The organism is Actinophytocola sp. (assembly GCF_049647105.1).
In the GTDB taxonomy this organism is placed as follows: domain Bacteria; phylum Actinomycetota; class Actinomycetes; order Mycobacteriales; family Pseudonocardiaceae; genus Actinophytocola.
On the sequence record NZ_JBARWZ010000200.1, the window covers coordinates 14,408 to 31,424 of the forward strand.

Sequence of the window (17,017 nt, forward strand, 5' to 3'; positions counted from 1 at the left end):
GCTCTGGGGTGATGCTGCCTCGCGTCGGCGAGCCGAGCCTCAGGGGACCGTGACGGTACTCAGCCACGATCCACCTGCCATCCGCACTGTTCGTCGGAACGCGACCGACACTGTTGATTTCGGGGAGGCGGACTAGTCTGCCGAACCGCCTGTGTCGCCGGTGTTCGGCGTCTCGCTCGCCACCCCGCCCCGGCTGCGACGCCGACGCGTGCGGGCCGGGCGCTCCGAGCGCGGTGCCGTGGTGGCCGTCGAGGCCTCCTGCGTCTCGGCAGGCTGCTCACCTTCGCCACCACTGCGGCGACGGCGACGGCGCTGCCGAGGCTCGCCACTGGGCTCGCTGGACTCGCTCTTGCGCGGGGTCTCGGCGGCCGGACCGGTCGCACGGCGCGCACGCTTGCGGTTGCGCCCCTTCTTCTTGTCGCCGAGGTCCTCCTCCGGCTCGGCCGAGAGGCCGGCGCGGGTGCGCTTGGCCAGCGGCAGCCTGCCGGTCGAACCCTTGGGGATGTCGAGGTCGGAGAACAGGTGCTCGGAGGTCGAGTACGTCTCGACCGGCTCGGGCATGTCGAGACCCAGCGTGTCGCTGATCAGCTTCCAGCGTGGTTCGTCGTCCCAGTCGACGAGCGTGATCGCCACACCTTCGCGACCCGCGCGGCCGGTGCGGCCGATGCGGTGCACGTAGGTGCCGTCGTCCTCGGGGCATTGGAAGTTGATGACGTGCGTGACGTCGTCGATGTCGATGCCGCGCGCCGCCACGTCCGTGGAGATGAGCACGTCGACCTTGCCTGCGCGGAACGCGCGCAGTGCCTGCTCGCGGGCGCCCTGGCCCAGGTCACCGTGCACCGCGGCGACCGCGAAACCGCGCTCCTCAAGGTCGTCGGCGACCTTCTGCGCGGTCCGCTTGGTGCGGCTGAAGATCATCGTCAGGCCGCGGCCGTCCGCCTGCAGCGCACGCGCGACGACCTCGATCTTGTCCAGCGAGTGCGCCCGGTAGACGAACTGGCGGGTGCGCTCGTGGATGGCGCCCGCGTCGTTCTCCTCGGCCCGGATATGCGTCGGCTGGTGCAGGAACGTGCGGGCCAGCGTGATGATCGGGCCCGGCATGGTCGCGGAGAACAGCATGGTCTGCCGCTCGTCGGGCACCATGCGCAGGATCCGCTCGATGTCGGGCAGGAAGCCGAGGTCAAGCATGCGGTCGGCCTCGTCGAGCACCAGCGCGCGGACCTTGCCAAGCACCAGGTGGCGCTGCTCGGCGAGGTCGAGCAGTCGGCCCGGCGTGCCGACGACCACGTCGACGCCCTTGCGCAGCTGCGCGATCTGCGGCTCGTAGGGGCGGCCGCCGTAGATGGCCTCGACGCGGATGCCGAGGTGCTTGCCGGCGTCGGACAGGTCGTGCGTGACCTGCAGGCACAGCTCGCGGGTCGGCACGACGATCAGCACCTGCGGGGTGCCGTCGGCGGGCAGCTCGATGCGGTTCAGCAGCGGCACTCCGAAGCCCAGCGTCTTGCCGGTGCCGGTGCGGGCCTGACCGATGACGTCCTCGCCGGCGAGTGCCAGCGGCAGCGTCAGTTCCTGGATGGCGAAGGTCCGCTCGATGCCCGCCTCGGAGAGGGCCTTGACGATCTCCGCCTTCACGCCGAACTCGGCGAACCTTGGGGAGTCGTTGCGGACGGGCGCATCTGCCTTCAGCGGATGCGACGTGTCGGTGTCGGGGACCCCTGCCTCGCTGTGTTCCAGCGTGACCGGGTCCAGGTCCTGTGTGTTCTGTTCAGTGATGTGATCTCTCCCTTGTCCAGCGCGCTCCGCCCTGGACGGGCCGCTCAACCGCACCGTCTTCGCGGTACGGGAGGGCCGGCGAGGCGCGCACACCCTCTCTACGCAGCTCATTTGACAAGGCCGCGTCCTCACCAGTCTACCTGCGAGGGTCGGCGGATAGGCTTTGGGCGTGAGCGGAGCCTGCGGAGCGACCCATACGCACAGGGACAATGGCCGCTCGGAGCCTGCGAGGAGCGGCTGTGAGTGAGTCGCGCGACGGTGCCATTGATCCCGCGGTAGTAGACCTGCTCGGTGTGCTCGCCTACGGCGAGCTGTCGGCGTTCGACCGGCTCTCCGAGGACGCGCGCACGGCGCCGTCCATCGCGGGACGGGCGGCCCTGTCGGCGATGGCCGCGGCCGAGATGGGGCACTACGGCCGGATCGAGCGGTACCTCGCCGAGCACGACATCGACGTACAGGAGGCGATGCGGCCGTTCATCGGGCACTTCGACACCTGGCATGCCTCCACCGCGCCGCGCTCGTGGCTGGAGTCGCTGGTCAAGGCCTATGTCGGCGACGGGCTGGCGGCCGACCTCTACCGCGAGATCGCCTCGTGGCTGGACGGCGAGACCTCGTCCCTCGTGCTCGAGGTGCTGGGTGACACGGGTCACTCCGCGTTCGCCGAGCGCGAAGTGCGGGCGGCCATCGAACGCGACCGCACCGTGCGGGACCGGCTCACGCTCTGGGGGCGGCGGCTGCTGGGCGAGGCGCTGACGCAGGCCCAGTACGTGGTGGCCGAGCGGGACGGGCTCGCCGAGCTGATCGTGACCGGCACGGGGGACCTCGCAGGCATAGCCGCGCTCTTCCGGCGGTTGCAACAGCAGCATGGCAAGCGGATGTCCGCGCTCGGTCTCGGCTAGCCTTGGTTTGTCGTACATCGGTTTTGGAGGTCAGCGTGGAGGTCAAGGTCGGAGTCGCGGACACCGCGCGGGAGCTGCTGATCAACAGCGCGCAGACTCCCGAAGAGGTGGAGTCGTTGGTCGCCGACGCGTTGAAGGACTCCTCGGGGACCTTGGCGCTCGTCGACGACAAGGGGCGCCGCTACCTGGTGCCGTCCGGCCGGGTGGCGTACGTGGAGATCGGCTCTGTCGACTCCCGCAAAGTGGGTTTCGTCACCACCTGAGTGAGCTTGGCGGAAGGGCAGGGCCCGCGGGTCCTGCCCTTCTCGCTGCTCAGCCCGCGTTCGGGTGTGCCTCGGAGAGCTTGACGACCCGGTTCAGCTCCAGTGGCTTGTTCGGGTCGAGGGTGACGCCGTTCGCGCGGGTGAAGCCGTCGATGGCGGCCCAGATGATCTGGGTCAGGTACTCGACCACCGCGTCGCGGCTCATGGTGCGGCGCTCCAGCCACCACTCGCTGACGTTCTGGACCATGCCGACGATGCCGTGTGCCCACGGCTCGGCGGCGCCGGAGTCCAGGTCCATCGCGCGCAGGTAGTCGCCGAGCAGCGCGGAAAGGGCCTGCGCGATCAGTTCCTTGTCCTCGGCCACGATGTCCTGCTCGACCGGCCGGTTCGCCAGCGAGCGGCGGACCAGCAGCCGGTACAGGTGCGGGTACTCCTCGACCGTGGTGAAGAACGCGTGGAGGCTCTTGCGGATGCGCGGGACCGGGGCTTCCTCGTTGTTGAGCGCGGGGATGAGCCGGTCGAACAGGATCTCGGTGCCGCGGTGCCCCAGTGCGACGAACAGGTCGGCCTTGTCGGCGAAGTGGCGGTACAGGACGGGTTTCGTGACTCCCGCTTCGGCGGCGATGTGGTCCATACCGACGTCCGGGCCGTATTCGGCGAGCGCACGCATCGCCGCCTCCACGAACTCCGCCCGCCGCGCCGCCCGATGGGAACGCCAGCGGTCCCGTCTCGCATCGCCGGTCGTGGTGCCGGTTGCTTCTGGCATCTGGCCGAATCTACTCCTACGAGGACTGCTGCAGCGGGTAGCCGCCGCCGATGCCCTTCCAGGCCAGCGTGCTGATCAGCCCGACGGCCTCTTCCTTGTTCATCGAGCGGTTGTTCGCGAGCCACGAGCGGGCCGCCACCTGGCTGATGCCGACGAGCCCGACCGCGAGCAGCCGCGCGGGCTCCTCCTCGAGACCGGCGTCCGCGGTGATGGTCCTGGTGATGGCCTGCACGCACGCGTCGGTGCCGCGGTCGATGGCCGCCTGCACCACCGGCTCGCCGCGCAGGTCGGACTCGAACACCAGCCGGTACGCCTGGCTCTCACCGTCGACGAAGTCGAAGTACGCGCTCACCGCGTTCTGCACCCGGACCTTGTTGTCCGTGGTCGACTCCATCGCGTCGGTCACCCGCGCGATCAGCTCGTCGACGTGGATCTCGAGTAGCGCGAGGTACAGCTCCAGCTTGCCGGGGAAGTGCTGGTAGAGCACGGGCTTGGACACACCAGCGCGTTCGGCGATCTCGTCCATGGCGGCCGCGTGGTACCCGTTCGCCGCGAAGACGTCCTGTGCGGCGGCCAGCAGCTGGGCCCGCCGAGCGGTGCGCGGCAGCCGCGCGGCCCGGTTCGCCTGGCCGGCCAGTCCGTGCTGAATCGTCCCCGACATTCGCCCTCCACGTCTTTCCCGGGCCAGGGTTGCCGGCCCGCGGTCCTGACCTTACTCGCCGGTAATGCGACTTCGGGAGAGTCATGGACACTGGAGGGGTGAGCGCAAGCATCGAATCCCGCCCTCCGGTCACGTACGTCCCGCTGTCCGACGCCGTCCTCCCGGCTGTCGACATGTCGATACCGCCGTGGCCGGGCGAGGACCGCACTTCGGGTGGCGTCCGCATGCACGTCCGTGTCACACCGGGGCCGGAGGGCGGCGAGACCGCCGTCTACGTGCACGGACTCGGCGGCTCGGCAACGAACTGGACCGACCTCGCCGCCCTGCTGTCCACGCGGGTGCCCGGCATCTCGCTGGACCTGCCGGGTTTCGGCCGGACGGAACCGGAGAAGGACTTCGACTACTCGATCCCCGCGCACGCCGACGCGGTCGCGAGGTTCGTCCGCGGTCTCGGCGTCGGCCCGGTCCACCTGTTCGGCAACTCGATGGGCGGCGCGATCTCCATGTACGTCGCCGCCGACCACCCCGACCTGGTCCGCACGCTGACCCTGGTGTCGCCCGCCGTGCCCGACCTGCGGCCACTCACCTCGCGGATGTCCGACCCGCGCCTCGCCATCGCCTATCTGCCGCTGGTCGGCGCGCCCGTGCGGCGCAGGCTCGCGGCGGTGCCCGTCGAGCAGCGGGTGCTGCAGCTGCTGAAGCTGGTGTTCGCGGACGCCGACCGGGTGCCGCAGTCCCGCAAGGACGAGGCCGCGGCCGAGTTCGCGGAGCGTGCGCGGATGGTGTGGGCCAACCCGGCGCTCGCGCGCAGCACGATCGGGTTGTTCCGGTCGTGGCTGGTGCCGAGGTCGAGGTCGCTGTGGGCACTCGCGCCACGCATCAAGGCGCCGACGCTGGTCGTGTGGGGCAGCGACGACAGGATGGTGACGGTCCGCAAGGCGCCGAGGACCGCCCGGCTCATCCCGAGGGCACGGCTGCTGGTGCTGCCGAGGACCGGGCACGTCGCGCAGATGGAGCGGCCGGGGACGGTCGCGCGTGCGGTGCTGGGCATGTGGGAGCAGGTCGACACGGGCAAGTGGTGAATTTGGTTCACGTCGGTGGCAAAGCTCACTCCAACGCGCCGTTCGAATCGGCGGCGCGTCCGCCGTGTGGCACCCTGGGCGCGTGACGAAGCGGGTCCCCGACCGTTACCGCGCAGGTGAACGCCGCACGTCGGCGGAGCCTCTCGCGGCGTCGTGGCGACCCGAGGAGCGGCCGAGGAAGAAGGCGCACCGGAAGAAGCGGGGGGTGCTCGCGACCTACGGCTGGCGCGTGTACGCGGTGCCCGTGCTGGTGGCGCTCACCGCGCTCGTGGTGATCCAGACCTCGGGCGATGACGGTGCCGGCGTCGAGGCCGCGCAGGACGGCGCCGCCCAGGGCGCGGACCCCCAGAACAGCGGCGACGTGCAGGCTGGGCCCGGCGTCAGCGAGAAGCCGGCGAAGCCGCAGGACCTGAAGATCCCGACCGCCGACCTGCCAGGCGGTGCGGCGTACCCGCAGAGTGGCCAGGGTGAGTGGACCGTCCTCCCCGGCACCACGCCGAGAGTGGGCGGCGCGGGCGAGCTCTACACGTACACGATCGAGGTCGAGAACGGCATCGACCTCGCCCCCTACGGCGGCATCGACTCGTTCGGCAAGCTCGTGGACACCACGCTCGCCGACCCGCGCGGCTGGACCTCGACCGGGCAGGTGTCGGTGCAGCGCGTCGACGGCGGCACCGAGCCGGACATCCGGATCAGCCTGAGCACCCCGGACACCGTGCACAAGCCGGACTACTGCGGCTACTCCATCACCTACGAGTCGTCGTGCTGGCGGCGCAGCGAGCAGCGGGTGATGATCAACCTGGCCCGCTGGGTGCGTGGCGCGCTGGCGTTCAGCGGCGACATCGGCTCCTACCGCGAGTACGCCATCAACCACGAGATCGGCCACGCCTTCGGCAACGGCCACGTCGGCTGCGCCCAGGAGGGCGGCCTCGCGCCCGTGATGATGCAGCAGAGCTTCGGTACGAACAACAATTTCGTGGCGCGGCTGAACGACCAGGTCGGCAACTCCGACCCGGTGGAGGCCGACGGCAAGACGTGCCGCGTCAACCAGTGGCCCAACCCGCAGGCGCAGCCACCGGGCTGACAAATCCCGCGATGTGGGAGGCGCGGAAGACCGGGTGGGACGAACGCGTTGCACGTGAGGAGACTGGGAGCCATCCAGTCACGCGTCGAGGAGGAACCCATGGCAAGCGGTTTGCCGCCCCTGGTGGAACCGGCCGCCGAGCTCACCAAGGACGAGGTCGCCCGCTACAGCCGTCACCTGATCATCCCGGATGTCGGGGTCGACGGGCAGAAACGGCTGAAGAACGCGAAGGTCCTGGTCGTCGGTGCCGGTGGGCTGGGCAGCCCCGCGCTGCTGTACCTGGCCGCGGCCGGTGTCGGCACGCTCGGCGTGATCGACTTCGACGTGGTTGACGAGTCGAACCTGCAGCGCCAGGTCATCCACGGCGTCTCGGATGTCGGGAAGCCGAAGGCGGTCTCGGCCAAGGAGTCCATCGCCGAGATCAACCCGCTGGTCGACGTCATCGTGCACCAGGACCAGCTGACCAGCGACAACGCGCTCGACGTCTTCCGGGGCTACGACCTGATCGTGGACGGCACCGACAACTTCGCGACCCGCTACCTGGTCAACGACGCGGCCGTGCTGCTCGGCAAGCCCTACGTCTGGGGCTCGATCTTCCGGTTCGAGGGCCAGGTCAGCGTGTTCTGGGAGGACGCGCCCAACGGCCAGGGCCTGAACTACCGCGACCTCTACCCCGAGCCGCCGCCGCCCGGCATGGTGCCGTCGTGCGCCGAGGGCGGCGTGCTGGGCGTGCTGTGCGCGTCGATCGGCTCGGTCATGGTCACCGAGGCGATCAAGCTGCTCACCGGGATCGGTGAACCGCTGCTCGGCAGGCTGATGGTGTACGACGCGCTGGAGATGTCGTACCGGACCATCAAGATCCGCAAGGACCCGGAGTCCAAGCCGATCGAGGGTCTCATCGACTACGACGCGTTCTGCGGTGTCGTCTCCGACGACGCCCAGCAGGCCGCCGCGGGCTCCACGATCACGCCGCGTGAGCTCAAGGAGAAGTTCGACCGGGGCGACGACTTCGCGCTGATCGACGTCCGCGAGCCGCACGAGTACGAGATCGTGAAGATCTCCGGCTCCGTACTGATCCCGAAGGACGAGATCCTGTCCGGCGCCGCGCTGTCGACGCTGCCGCAGGACAAGCCGATCGTCCTGCACTGCAAGTCCGGGGCCCGGTCCGCGGAAGCTCTTGCCGCGCTTCACAAGGCCGGTTTCAAGGACGCTGTGCACGTCGGCGGCGGTGTGCTCGGCTGGGCGCGGGACATCGACCCGAGTCTGCCGACCTACTGACGCCGCTGGTCCATTCGGGTCAGTGACTCGCACAGCCGCGTGACCTGCACGACGCATTGCGGAGCGGCGGGGTAGCGTGCCTGGACGTGACAGCGTCCGCACCTGCCCCGCCGCCCCAGCACGTGCGTGCTGCCTATGGCGTGAAGGACAGCGTGCCGGAACTGGTCGGCAACGGCCCGCTGTGGCGCTGTGACGGCATCGCGCTGCGGTCCGTGTCGAACCCGGCCGAGGCGTCGTGGGTCGCGCAGATGTTGACCGAGCTGTCTGTGCCGGACCTGCGTGTCGGACGCCCCATGCGGGCGAGCGACGGCAGGTACGTCGTCGGCGGGTGGATCGCGTTCCGGCATCTCGACGGCCGCCCGGAACCGCGCTACGACGAGGTCGTGGCCGCGTCGCTGCGCCTGCACAAGGCGACCGCCGACCTGCCACCGCCGCGTTTCCTCGCGATGCGGGCCGACGTGTTCGCGATGGCCGACCGCGCCGCGTCCGGTGTGGAGGAGGCGCCGCTGTCCCCCGCGCTCGGCGGGCGGCTGTTCGAGGTGATCTCCGGCGCCCGCAAGCCGTTGGCGCTGCGCCCGCAGGTGGTGCACGGCGACCTGTTCGGCAACGTGCTCTTCGCCGGTGACGCCGCACCCGGCATCGTCGACTTCACCGCGTTCTACCGCCCGGCCGAATGGGCCGCGGCGGTCGTGGTCGTGGACGCCCTCGCGTGGGGCGGTGCGGACGATGGCCTGCCGAAGCGGTGGTCGCACCTGCCGGAGTGGCCGCAGGTGTTGTTGCACGCGTTGCTGTTCCGGCTCGCGGTGCACGCGCTGCACCCGCACTCGACGGAGCAGTCGATGCGCGGCCTCGAGCGTGCCGCGCGCCGGATCACCACTCTGTAGCGGCCGGCCAGAACAGCATCTGCAGGTAGGCGACCAGCGTCGAGATCCGGCCGTCGAGCAGCAGGACCCCGATCAGCAGCGCGATGGCGGTGACCATCGCCGCGACGGCGTTGACCAGGTGGGGTTTCGCCAGCATCGCCGCGATCAGCGCGAACGGCAGCCCGCCGCAGGTGTAGGCGAGGATCAGCTGCGCGGTCAGCGAGAACTCGGCGTGGAAGGTGACCGCGGCCGCGAACCCCCAGCCGCCGAGCCCGCCGCCGGCGACCAGGATCGTCCAGAGCAGCACGCCGCGGCCGCCGCGCGGGAGCCAGCCGGCGTCCTGTGTGCGCCAGCCGATGGCGAACGTCGCCAGCGCCAGCGCCAGGAGCAGCACGGCGAGGGTGAACAGTGCCTGACCGGAGAACAGAGCGAGCGGGCGGAACGGCAGGCCGCCGCCGTCGCTCGTGAACAGGACCGCGATGGTGCCCGTGACCGAGGAGCCCACCAGCCACGTCGCCGCGAGTTGTCTCAGCACGAGCGCTGATCGTACTGGCGAGGACTACCTCGCCGGGTTCACGGATGCCAGCGGTACTTCCGCATACTGACCTTCTCGCCGTCCGCCAGCACACCCTCCGCGCGCAGCAGTTCCAGCTGCCGCCGCGCGAGGCCCGGTGCCGGTGTGCCGTTGGCGCGGAGCACCCGGTGCCACGGCAGGTCGTGGCCGTCCTCCGACAGGATCCGGCCCACCAGCCGGGGAGTGGGTGCCGAAGCCAGTGCCGCGATGTCGCCGTAGGACGCGACCCGGCCACGCGGGATCGACTTGATGATCTCTCGCACCCGCTCGTGCAGCTCCTCGGACACCACGGGACCAAGTATGACGGCGTGCCGCCCGCCACCCCGTGCGCCCGGCGTGGTTCCATCGTCGGCGTGGTCGCCACGTTCATGCCGGCTCCTCGGCTCGTTCGCCGGCCGGTCGCACCCCGCGCGCGGACGCGGTGGGAACCGGCCGCGCGGCGCGTGCTCGACGGCGCGGGCGGTTTCGTCCGCGTTCTCGGCGGTCCCGGCACCGGCAAGACGACCCTGCTCACCGAGCTCGCGGCCGACCGCATCCTGCGTGGCGGCGTCGACCCGGAGCAGTTGCTCATCATCACCGCGGGCAGGCGGGCCGCGACCGAGGTGCGTGCCGCGGTCGCGCGGCTGATCACCGAGCACGACGAGACGAACGACGTGCCCCGCACGGTCCGGGAACCGCTCGTCCGCACCGTCCACTCCTACGCGTTCTCCGTGCTGCGCCTGCACGCACATCTGCGGGACGTGCCGGGGCCCCGTCTCCTGTCCGGACCCGAACAGGACGCCGTCGTCCGCGAGCTGCTCGCCGGTGACGTCGAGGACGATGCGCACTACTGGCCCGACCGGCTCCGGCCCGCCCTCACCGTGCCCGGGTTCGCCGAGGAACTACGGGACCTCATGCTGCGTGCCGCGGAGCGCGGGCTCGGGCCGGAGGACCTGATCAAGCTCGGGCGTGTGGCGAAGAACCCCGAGTGGACGGCCGTCGGCCGGTTCGCCCAGCAGTACGAGCAGGTCACGCTGCTCGCCGGGGCCACGGACAGTGCCGCGGCGCAGGAGTCGGCACCCGCGCTGGACGCCGCCGAGCTGGTCGCGGGCGCGGTACTCGCGTTCGAGACCGACGCCGCGCTGCTCGACAGCGAGCGTGACCGGGTGCGCTACCTCCTCGTCGACGACGCCCAGCACCTCGACCCGCTCCAGTACCGGCTGCTCGCCCGGCTCGGGCTGGCCGCCAAGGAGTTCATCCTCGCCGGGGACCCCGACCAGGCCGTGTTCTCCTTCCGCGGCGCCGATCCTCGGCTGCTCGCCGACACCGAACCGGACGGCGGCACCGTCGTCCTCCGGGAGGCGCACCGCATGGCGCCCGCGGTCCGCGAGGCCGTCGCCCGGCTCGCCGCCCGGCTGCCCGGGGCGTCGCCGCAGCGGCCCACACCGGGCGAGGAGGTCGAGAACTCCCGGCACAACGGCATCGTGGACGTCCGGCTGCACACCACGGAGGCCGCGGAGGCCGCGTGGATCGCCGACCAGTTCCGCCGCGCGCACCTCATCGACGGCGTGCCGTGGTCGGAGATGGCGGTGCTCTGCCGGTCGGTCACCCGTTCCGCGCCAGTGCTGTACCGCGCGCTCACCGCCGCCGGCGTGCCGGTCGCCACCGACGCCGACGAGCTGCCGCTTGCCCGCCAGCCCGCCATCCGGCCGTTCCTGGAGCTGCTGCGGATCGCCTCCTATCCGCGCCTGCTCGATGCCGAGCGCGCCGAGATGTTGCTGACCAGCCAGTTCGGCGGTGCCGACCCACTCGCCGTGCGGCGGCTGCGTCGCGGGCTGCGCAGGCTCGACCTCGCCGCCGGGCAGGACCGGCCCTCCGACGACCTGCTCATCGAGGTGCTGAAGTCCGGGGACCTGCTCGCCGCGCTCGACGACGCCGAGGCGACCAGCGTCCGCCGCGTCGCCGCGTTGCTCGCCACCGCACGGAAGGCCATCGCCGAGAACGCCGGCATCGAGCAGGTGCTCTGGCAGGTGTGGCAGCAGAGCGGGCTCGAGTCGCGCTGGGTCGCGCAGTCGCACCGCGGTGGCACCCTTGGCGCGCAGGCGGACCGCGACCTCGACGCGATCGTCGGCCTGTTCCACGCCGCCGCCCGCTACGCCGACCGGCTGCCAGGCGCCGGGGTCACCGGGTTCGCGGACTTCCTCGCGTCGCAACGGATCGTGGGCGACACGCTCGCCCCGTCCGCGCAGCGCGACAACGTCGTCGCCGTGCTCACCGCGCACGGCGCCGTCGGTCGCGAGTGGACGGTCGTGGCCGTGCTCGGCGTCCAGGAGGGCACCTGGCCGGACCTGCGGCTGCGTGGCACGCTGCTCGGCGTGGAGCGGCTCGTGGACCGGCTGTCCGGCATCGACGACACCACCGAGTCCAAGCTGTCCGCCACCGCGCCGCTGCTCGCCGAGGAACGCAGGCTCCTGCTGGTCGCCGCGAGCCGCGCCCGCCGCACGCTGCTGGTGTCCGCCATCCGCGGCGAGGACGAGCAGCCCTCCCGCTTCCTCGCCGAGCTGTCCGGTGTGGACATCGAGAACCTCGAGGACGCGGGCAGGCCGACCTCGCTGGGCGGCACGCGGCGCGCGCTCGTGCTGGCCGACCTCGTCGGCGACCTGCGCCGCGCGGTCAGCGACCCGCACGCACCGGAGGAACGCAGGCGCCGCGCCGCCCGCCAGCTCGCCCGCCTAGCCGACGCGGGAGTGCCGGGCGCGAGCCCGGACAGCTGGTACGGGCTGCCGGACCTGTCCACGGCGCAACCGTTGCGCGGCAAGGAAGACGGCGTCACCGTCTCACCGTCCAACGTCGAGACGCTCGCGAAGTGCCCGCTGCGCTGGGTCGTCGAGCGGCACGGCGGCACCGACCCTGCCGAGCTGGCGTCGATCACCGGCGTGCTCGTGCACGCACTCGCGCAGGCCGCCGCGTCCGGCGCCGACGAGGTGCACCTGCGTGCCGAGCTGGACCGCGCGTGGGACGCCGTCGACGCTGGTGCGCCATGGTTCTCCCGCCGGGAACGTCAGCGCGTGCACGCCATGCTGGACACCTTCCTCTCCTGGGTCGCGGCCACCCGAGGCGAGCTGACGCAGGTCGCGGTCGAGCACGACTTCACCGTCGATCTCCCGGAGACCGAACCGCCGGTGCGGGTCAAGGGCCGCGTCGACCGGCTCGAGGCCGACAACGACGGCCACCCCGTGGTGGTCGACGTGAAGACCAGCAGGCAGGCGATCAGTCAGGACGACGCCCGCGAGCACCCGCAGCTCGCCGTCTACCAGCTGGCCGCCGCGTACGGCGCGTTCGTGGAGCTCGGTCTGGACAGCGAACCCGGTGGCGCGCGGCTGTTGTACGTCGCCAAGGCCAACCGCAAGAAGGCCGCGACCGAACGCAACCAGGACCCGGTCGGCGAGGACGGCGTGAAGCACTGGACCGGGGTGGTCGCCGACGCGGCCGCCGCCAGCACCGGGCCCGAGTACCTGGCCAGGCAGAACCCGGACTGCCCCCGGTGCCCGGTCCGCGTCAGCTGCCCGATGCACGCCAGCGGCCGACAGGTGCCCGAGTGATCTCGGCAGTGATCTCGCCAAGGGAACTCGCGAAGGAGCTCGGTCTGCCCCCGCCGACCGACGAGCAGGCCGAGGTGATCGCCGCCCCCACCGATCCCGCGCTGGTCGTGGCGGGGGCAGGCGCGGGCAAGACCGAGACCATGGCCGCCCGCGTGGTGTGGCTGGTCGCCAACGGCATCGTCACCCCGGACCGCGTGCTGGGCCTCACGTTCACCCGCAAGGCCGCGCGCCAGCTCGCCGACCGGGTCCGCTCGCGCCTGCGAAAGCTGGCCGGTTCGCGGCTGCCGTACCGGCTCGACCCCAGCGGGGGCCTGGTCGCGGACCTGTACGCGGGGGAGCCGACCGTCCTGACCTACCACGCGTACGCGGGCAGGCTGGTCGCCGAGCACGGGCTGCGGCTGCCGGTCGAGCCGGGTGCCCGCCTGCTGACCGAGACCGCGTGCTGGCAGCTCGCGCACCGCGTGGTGTCGACGTGGACCCAGGACCTGGAGACCGAGCGGGTGCCCGTCACCGTGACCCGCTACCTGCTGGAACTCGCCGGTGAGCTGGCCGAGCACCTCGTCGACGAGGACGAGCTGCGCGCCTACAGCGAGGACCTGGCGTCGACCATCGAGAACGCGCCCCGCGGCCCCCGTCAGCGCGCCGAGCTGTCGCAGGACCTGAAGGAAGTCGTCGCCGCGCAACGGTTCCGGGTCGCGATGCTGCCGCTCGTGCAGGCCTATGGCGACGCGAAACGCAAGGAGGGCGCGCTGGACTTCGCCGAGCAGATGGCGCTCGCCGCGATGCTCGCGAGCACCCAGCCAGAGGTGGCGGCGGGGGAGCGCGCCCGCTACGGCACCGCGTTGCTCGACGAGTACCAGGACACCGGCCACTCGCAACGGATCCTGCTGCGCTCGCTGTTCGGCGGGAAGAACCCGATGCCGGTCACGGCGGTGGGTGACCCGGTGCAGGCGATCTATGGCTGGCGTGGCGCGAGTGCCGCGAACCTGCCCCGGTTCGCGACCGACTTCCCCATGCTGGACAACAAGAAGCTCGTGCCGGCCACCCGTCACGGCCTGCTGACGAGCTTCCGCAACCCGCCGGAGGTGCTGGCGCTCGCGAACGCGATCTCCGGTCCGCTGCGGCGCGCGGGCATGGACGTGGACGAGTTGCGGGCGCCTGCGGGCAGAGGACCCGCGGACGTCCGTGTCGCGTTGCAGCCGGACACGACTGCCGAGGTCGAGTGGCTGGCCGACGAGATCGCGCAGCGGTGGCGGTTCATCACCGACGAACGCGACCGGCCGCCGACCGCCGCGGTGCTCGTGCGGCGCCGCGCGGACATGACCGACATCGCGAGCGCCCTGCGGGCCAGGGGTTTGCCGGTCGAGGTGGTCGGCATCGGCGGCCTGCTCGACGAGCCCGAGGTGCGGGACCTGGTGTCGGCACTGCGGGTGCTGATCGACCCGCTCGCCGGTGCGGCGGCCGCCCGGCTGCTGACCGGCGCGCGGTGGCGGCTGGGCGCGGCCGACCTCGCCGCGCTGTGGAGGCGGGCCGCCGAGCTGGGGCGGGACTACCGGCCCGAGGGTGACGGCGGGCTGGTCGACGTGGTGCCGGGGGAGGGCGCGGAGCAGGCCGGGCTGGTCGACGCCATCGACGACCCCGGTGAGGCCCGGCAGTACTCGGCCGAGGGGTATCGGCGGCTTCGGTCGCTCGGCGGCGAGCTGCGGATGCTGCGGCGGCGGCTCGACCAGCCGCTGCCCGAGCTGGTCGCGGACGTCGAACGCGCGATGCTGCTGGACGTCGAGGCGACCGCGCGGGTCGGCGGTGCGCGGCGGGCCCACCTGCACAAGTTCGCCGACGTGGTGTCCGACTACGCACAGACCAGTCCGTCGGCCAGTCTTGCCGCCCTGCTGGACTACCTGGCGGCCGCGGAGAGCGCGGAGGACGGCCTCGAACCGGGTGAGGTCGAGGTCGCCGATGACCGCGTGCAGATCCTGACCGTGCACAGCGCGAAGGGTCTCGAGTGGGAGATCGTCGCCGTGCCGCACCTGGTCAACGACGTGTTCCCCAGCAGGAAGCGGACCTCGTGCTGGCTGCGTGCCGTCACCGAACTGCCCGCCGCGCTGCGGGGTGACGCGGTGGACCTGCCCGTGCTCGACCTGTCGGGTGCGAGCAACCGCAAGGAGATCGAGGTCGAGCTGACCAACCACGCCGAGGCGTTCGCGGAGCGGGACCTCGTCGAGGAGCGGCGCCTCTGCTACGTCGCGCTGACCCGCTCCGAGCGGACGCTGCTGGTGTCCGCGCACTGGTGGGGCCGCACCGGCGCCAGACCCAAGGGCCCTTCGGACTTCTTCACCGAGGTCGCGGCCACGGTGGCCGGCATGGACGAACGGGTCGCGTCGGTCGAGTTCATGGCGCCGGAACCCGGTGAGCACGAGGAGAACCCGATCGCCACGGCGGAACGCACCGCGCTGTGGCCCGCCGACCCGCTGTCGCCCGCGCGCCCGCATGTCGAGGACGCGGCCGCGATGGTCCGTGCCGAGCTGGCGTCGGTGCGGTCGGGTGAGCAACCGGCGCTGGAGACGGACCCGGATGGCTGGGTTGCCGACACGGATGTGCTGCTGGCGGAGCGGGCCGCGGCCGCGAACCGCCGCGAGGACGTCGTGCTGCCCGACTCGATCTCCGTGAGCCAGCTGGTTGAGCTGGCCCGCGACCCGGCCGCGCTGGCGCGCAGGCTCCGCCGCCCGCTGCCGTTCCCGCCGAACCCGGTGGCCAGGCGGGGAACGGCGTTCCACTCGTGGCTGGAGAAGCGGTTCGGTTCGCGCGCGTTGCTGGACCTGGACGAGCTGCCCGGCTCGGCCGACGCGGACGCCGCGTCGGACGCCGACCTCGAGGCCCTGCAGGAGGCGTTCCTGGCGTCGGACTGGGCGGAACGGTCGCCGTCGGACGTCGAGGTGTCGTTCACCTGCGACGTCGACGGGATGACGTTGCGCGGCAGGCTGGACGCCGTGTTCGCCGACGGGGACGGTGGGTGGACCGTGGTCGACTGGAAGACCGGCTCGGTGCCGTCCGATGACGAGCTGCCAGCGCTGTCGGTGCAGCTGGCGGCGTACCGGCTGGCGTGGGCCAGCCTGACCGGGACGCCACTGTCGGAGGTGCGTGCGGCGTTCCATTACGTGCGATCCAACGTGACGTTGCGGCCGGTGGACCTGATGGACGCGCCCGCGCTGCGGACCTTGCTGCGGGGAATCCCGAGCACCTGACCGCTGCCGGGCGTGACCAGCTCGGTCATGCCCCGCCATTGGGCGGCCACCACGTACACGGTGGATTCGGTGACCACACAGTCGAAGACACCGCGGTCGAGCGCGACGCTGCCGAGGATCTCGCCCCCTTCAGCGACGTGGGTACAACACTGGTTCGGCACGTCGGCGTACCAGATGGTGCCGTCGTCGACGCTGATCCCGTCGGGGGCCGCGTCCTCGCCGAGCGCCGCCCATGTGCGTTTGCCGGCCAGCCCGTCATCGGTGACGTCGAACGCGGTGAGCCGGTGCGCGTACGACTCGGCGACGATCAGCGTGCCGTCGACGATCGCCATGCCGTTGGGAAACGCGAGGTCACCGGCCACCTGGGTGGCCACGCCGCCGCGGACCCGGTGGATGGTGCCTTGGTCGCCCAGCCGCGGGGCGCCGTTGACGTAGACGTCCCCGTTCGGCGCGACGGCGATGTCGTTCCAGACGCCGTCGCCGAGGATCGCGGCGGTGGTGAGGGTGCCGTCGCGTTCACGGCGGAGCAGTTTCCCGTCCGCCGAGGAGACGATCACCAGTTGACCGTCGGGGAGCCAGTCGAAGCAGAGCGGCAGCGACGGCACCGTGGCGAGAACCTCGCCCGCGGCCACGTCGAGGATCTCGCCCGCCGACCAGTCGGACACGTACAGACGGCCATCGTGCCAGCGAGCCGACTCGAGGAGGCCTCTTCCGGAGAGCAGCAGTTCGTTCATGCCATCCATACGACCAGCCACCCCCGACATCGACCACTTCGCGAAGGGCAGTTGTCCACAACCGACCGAGTTGTCCACAACCAAGATCGACAACCCCCTGTTGCCTCACGTCAAGATGCCCGCGTAGGCGGATTCGTTGCCTCATGAAAAGTGTCCGTCTGGGTGAGGCCGGTGTAGGGCTTGGTCGGGAAGTAGCGGGTGGTGACTTCGGTGGCGA

General features: G+C 71.6%; 14 protein-coding genes. 8 read left to right on the forward strand and 6 right to left on the reverse strand.

Annotated elements, in window-relative coordinates; genetic code table 11:
* Window positions 1-132: 132 nt before the first annotated feature.
* The gene (locus WBA97_RS23635) at window positions 133-1,884 is read right to left on the reverse strand and encodes a DEAD/DEAH box helicase (protein WP_424233084.1); all 1,752 of its coding nucleotides are present in this window, start codon (window positions 1,882-1,884) and stop codon (window positions 133-135) included.
* 98 nt (window positions 1,885-1,982) lie between these two features.
* On the opposite strand from WBA97_RS23635, the gene WBA97_RS23640 reads away from it, so the two are divergent.
* Together WBA97_RS23640 and WBA97_RS23645 are read left to right on the forward strand one after the other, a co-directional pair.
* Window positions 1,983-2,672, forward strand: a complete 690-nt coding sequence (locus WBA97_RS23640; protein WP_424233085.1) for a ferritin-like fold-containing protein — start codon at window positions 1,983-1,985, stop codon at window positions 2,670-2,672.
* A gap of 35 nt (window positions 2,673-2,707) precedes the next feature.
* The gene (locus WBA97_RS23645; protein WP_424233086.1) at window positions 2,708-2,935 is read left to right on the forward strand and encodes a DUF3107 domain-containing protein; all 228 of its coding nucleotides are present in this window, start codon (window positions 2,708-2,710) and stop codon (window positions 2,933-2,935) included.
* A 49-nt stretch (window positions 2,936-2,984) separates the two neighbouring features.
* Here the strand turns inward: WBA97_RS23645 and WBA97_RS23650 are convergent, their stop codons facing one another.
* Both WBA97_RS23650 and WBA97_RS23655 read right to left on the reverse strand, forming a co-directional pair.
* Window positions 2,985-3,701 (reverse strand): TetR/AcrR family transcriptional regulator, encoded by a 717-nt coding sequence (locus WBA97_RS23650; protein WP_424233087.1) that lies wholly within the window; start codon window positions 3,699-3,701, stop codon window positions 2,985-2,987.
* A gap of 16 nt (window positions 3,702-3,717) precedes the next feature.
* Window positions 3,718-4,362: a TetR/AcrR family transcriptional regulator gene (locus WBA97_RS23655; protein WP_424233088.1), complete on the reverse strand. Its 645-nt coding sequence runs from the start codon at window positions 4,360-4,362 to the stop codon at window positions 3,718-3,720.
* A gap of 98 nt (window positions 4,363-4,460) precedes the next feature.
* Between WBA97_RS23655 and WBA97_RS23660 the strand changes: the two genes are divergently transcribed.
* The 4 genes from WBA97_RS23660 to WBA97_RS23675 all read left to right on the forward strand — a co-directional run bounded on the left by WBA97_RS23660 (window position 4,461) and on the right by WBA97_RS23675 (window position 8,690).
* A complete protein-coding gene (locus WBA97_RS23660) occupies window positions 4,461-5,444 on the forward strand; it encodes an alpha/beta fold hydrolase (RefSeq protein ID WP_424233089.1) in 984 nt (327 codons plus the stop codon).
* An 82-nt stretch (window positions 5,445-5,526) separates the two neighbouring features.
* Window positions 5,527-6,528, forward strand: a complete 1,002-nt coding sequence (locus WBA97_RS23665) for a DUF3152 domain-containing protein (RefSeq protein WP_424233090.1) — start codon at window positions 5,527-5,529, stop codon at window positions 6,526-6,528.
* A gap of 99 nt (window positions 6,529-6,627) precedes the next feature.
* Window positions 6,628-7,806: an adenylyltransferase/sulfurtransferase MoeZ gene (gene moeZ / locus WBA97_RS23670; protein WP_424233091.1), complete on the forward strand. Its 1,179-nt coding sequence runs from the start codon at window positions 6,628-6,630 to the stop codon at window positions 7,804-7,806.
* 86 nt (window positions 7,807-7,892) lie between these two features.
* Window positions 7,893-8,690: a TIGR02569 family protein gene (locus WBA97_RS23675; RefSeq protein WP_424233092.1), complete on the forward strand. Its 798-nt coding sequence runs from the start codon at window positions 7,893-7,895 to the stop codon at window positions 8,688-8,690.
* On the opposite strand, the gene WBA97_RS23680 is transcribed toward WBA97_RS23675, so the two are convergent.
* The gene (locus WBA97_RS23680; RefSeq protein WP_424233093.1) at window positions 8,677-9,204 is read right to left on the reverse strand and encodes a hypothetical protein; all 528 of its coding nucleotides are present in this window, start codon (window positions 9,202-9,204) and stop codon (window positions 8,677-8,679) included. The two genes, WBA97_RS23675 and WBA97_RS23680, sit on opposite strands and share 14 nt — an antisense overlap.
* 38 nt (window positions 9,205-9,242) lie before the next feature.
* Window positions 9,243-9,530 (reverse strand): MGMT family protein, encoded by a 288-nt coding sequence (locus WBA97_RS23685; RefSeq protein ID WP_424233097.1) that lies wholly within the window; start codon window positions 9,528-9,530, stop codon window positions 9,243-9,245.
* 81 nt (window positions 9,531-9,611) lie between these two features.
* Here WBA97_RS23685 and WBA97_RS23690 point away from each other — a divergent pair, with 81 nt between their 5' ends.
* Together WBA97_RS23690 and WBA97_RS23695 are read left to right on the forward strand one after the other, a co-directional pair.
* The gene (locus WBA97_RS23690) at window positions 9,612-12,824 is read left to right on the forward strand and encodes an ATP-dependent helicase (protein ID WP_424233098.1); all 3,213 of its coding nucleotides are present in this window, start codon (window positions 9,612-9,614) and stop codon (window positions 12,822-12,824) included.
* Complete coding sequence (locus WBA97_RS23695; RefSeq protein WP_424233099.1) at window positions 12,824-16,066, forward strand: ATP-dependent helicase; 3,243 nt, start codon at window positions 12,824-12,826, stop codon at window positions 16,064-16,066. Before WBA97_RS23690 ends, WBA97_RS23695 begins: the two co-directional genes overlap by 1 nt.
* Here the strand turns inward: WBA97_RS23695 and WBA97_RS23700 are convergent.
* The gene (locus tag WBA97_RS23700; protein WP_424233094.1) at window positions 15,976-16,800 is read right to left on the reverse strand and encodes an SMP-30/gluconolactonase/LRE family protein; all 825 of its coding nucleotides are present in this window, start codon (window positions 16,798-16,800) and stop codon (window positions 15,976-15,978) included. The two genes, WBA97_RS23695 and WBA97_RS23700, sit on opposite strands and share 91 nt — an antisense overlap.
* Window positions 16,801-17,017 lie beyond the last annotated feature (217 nt).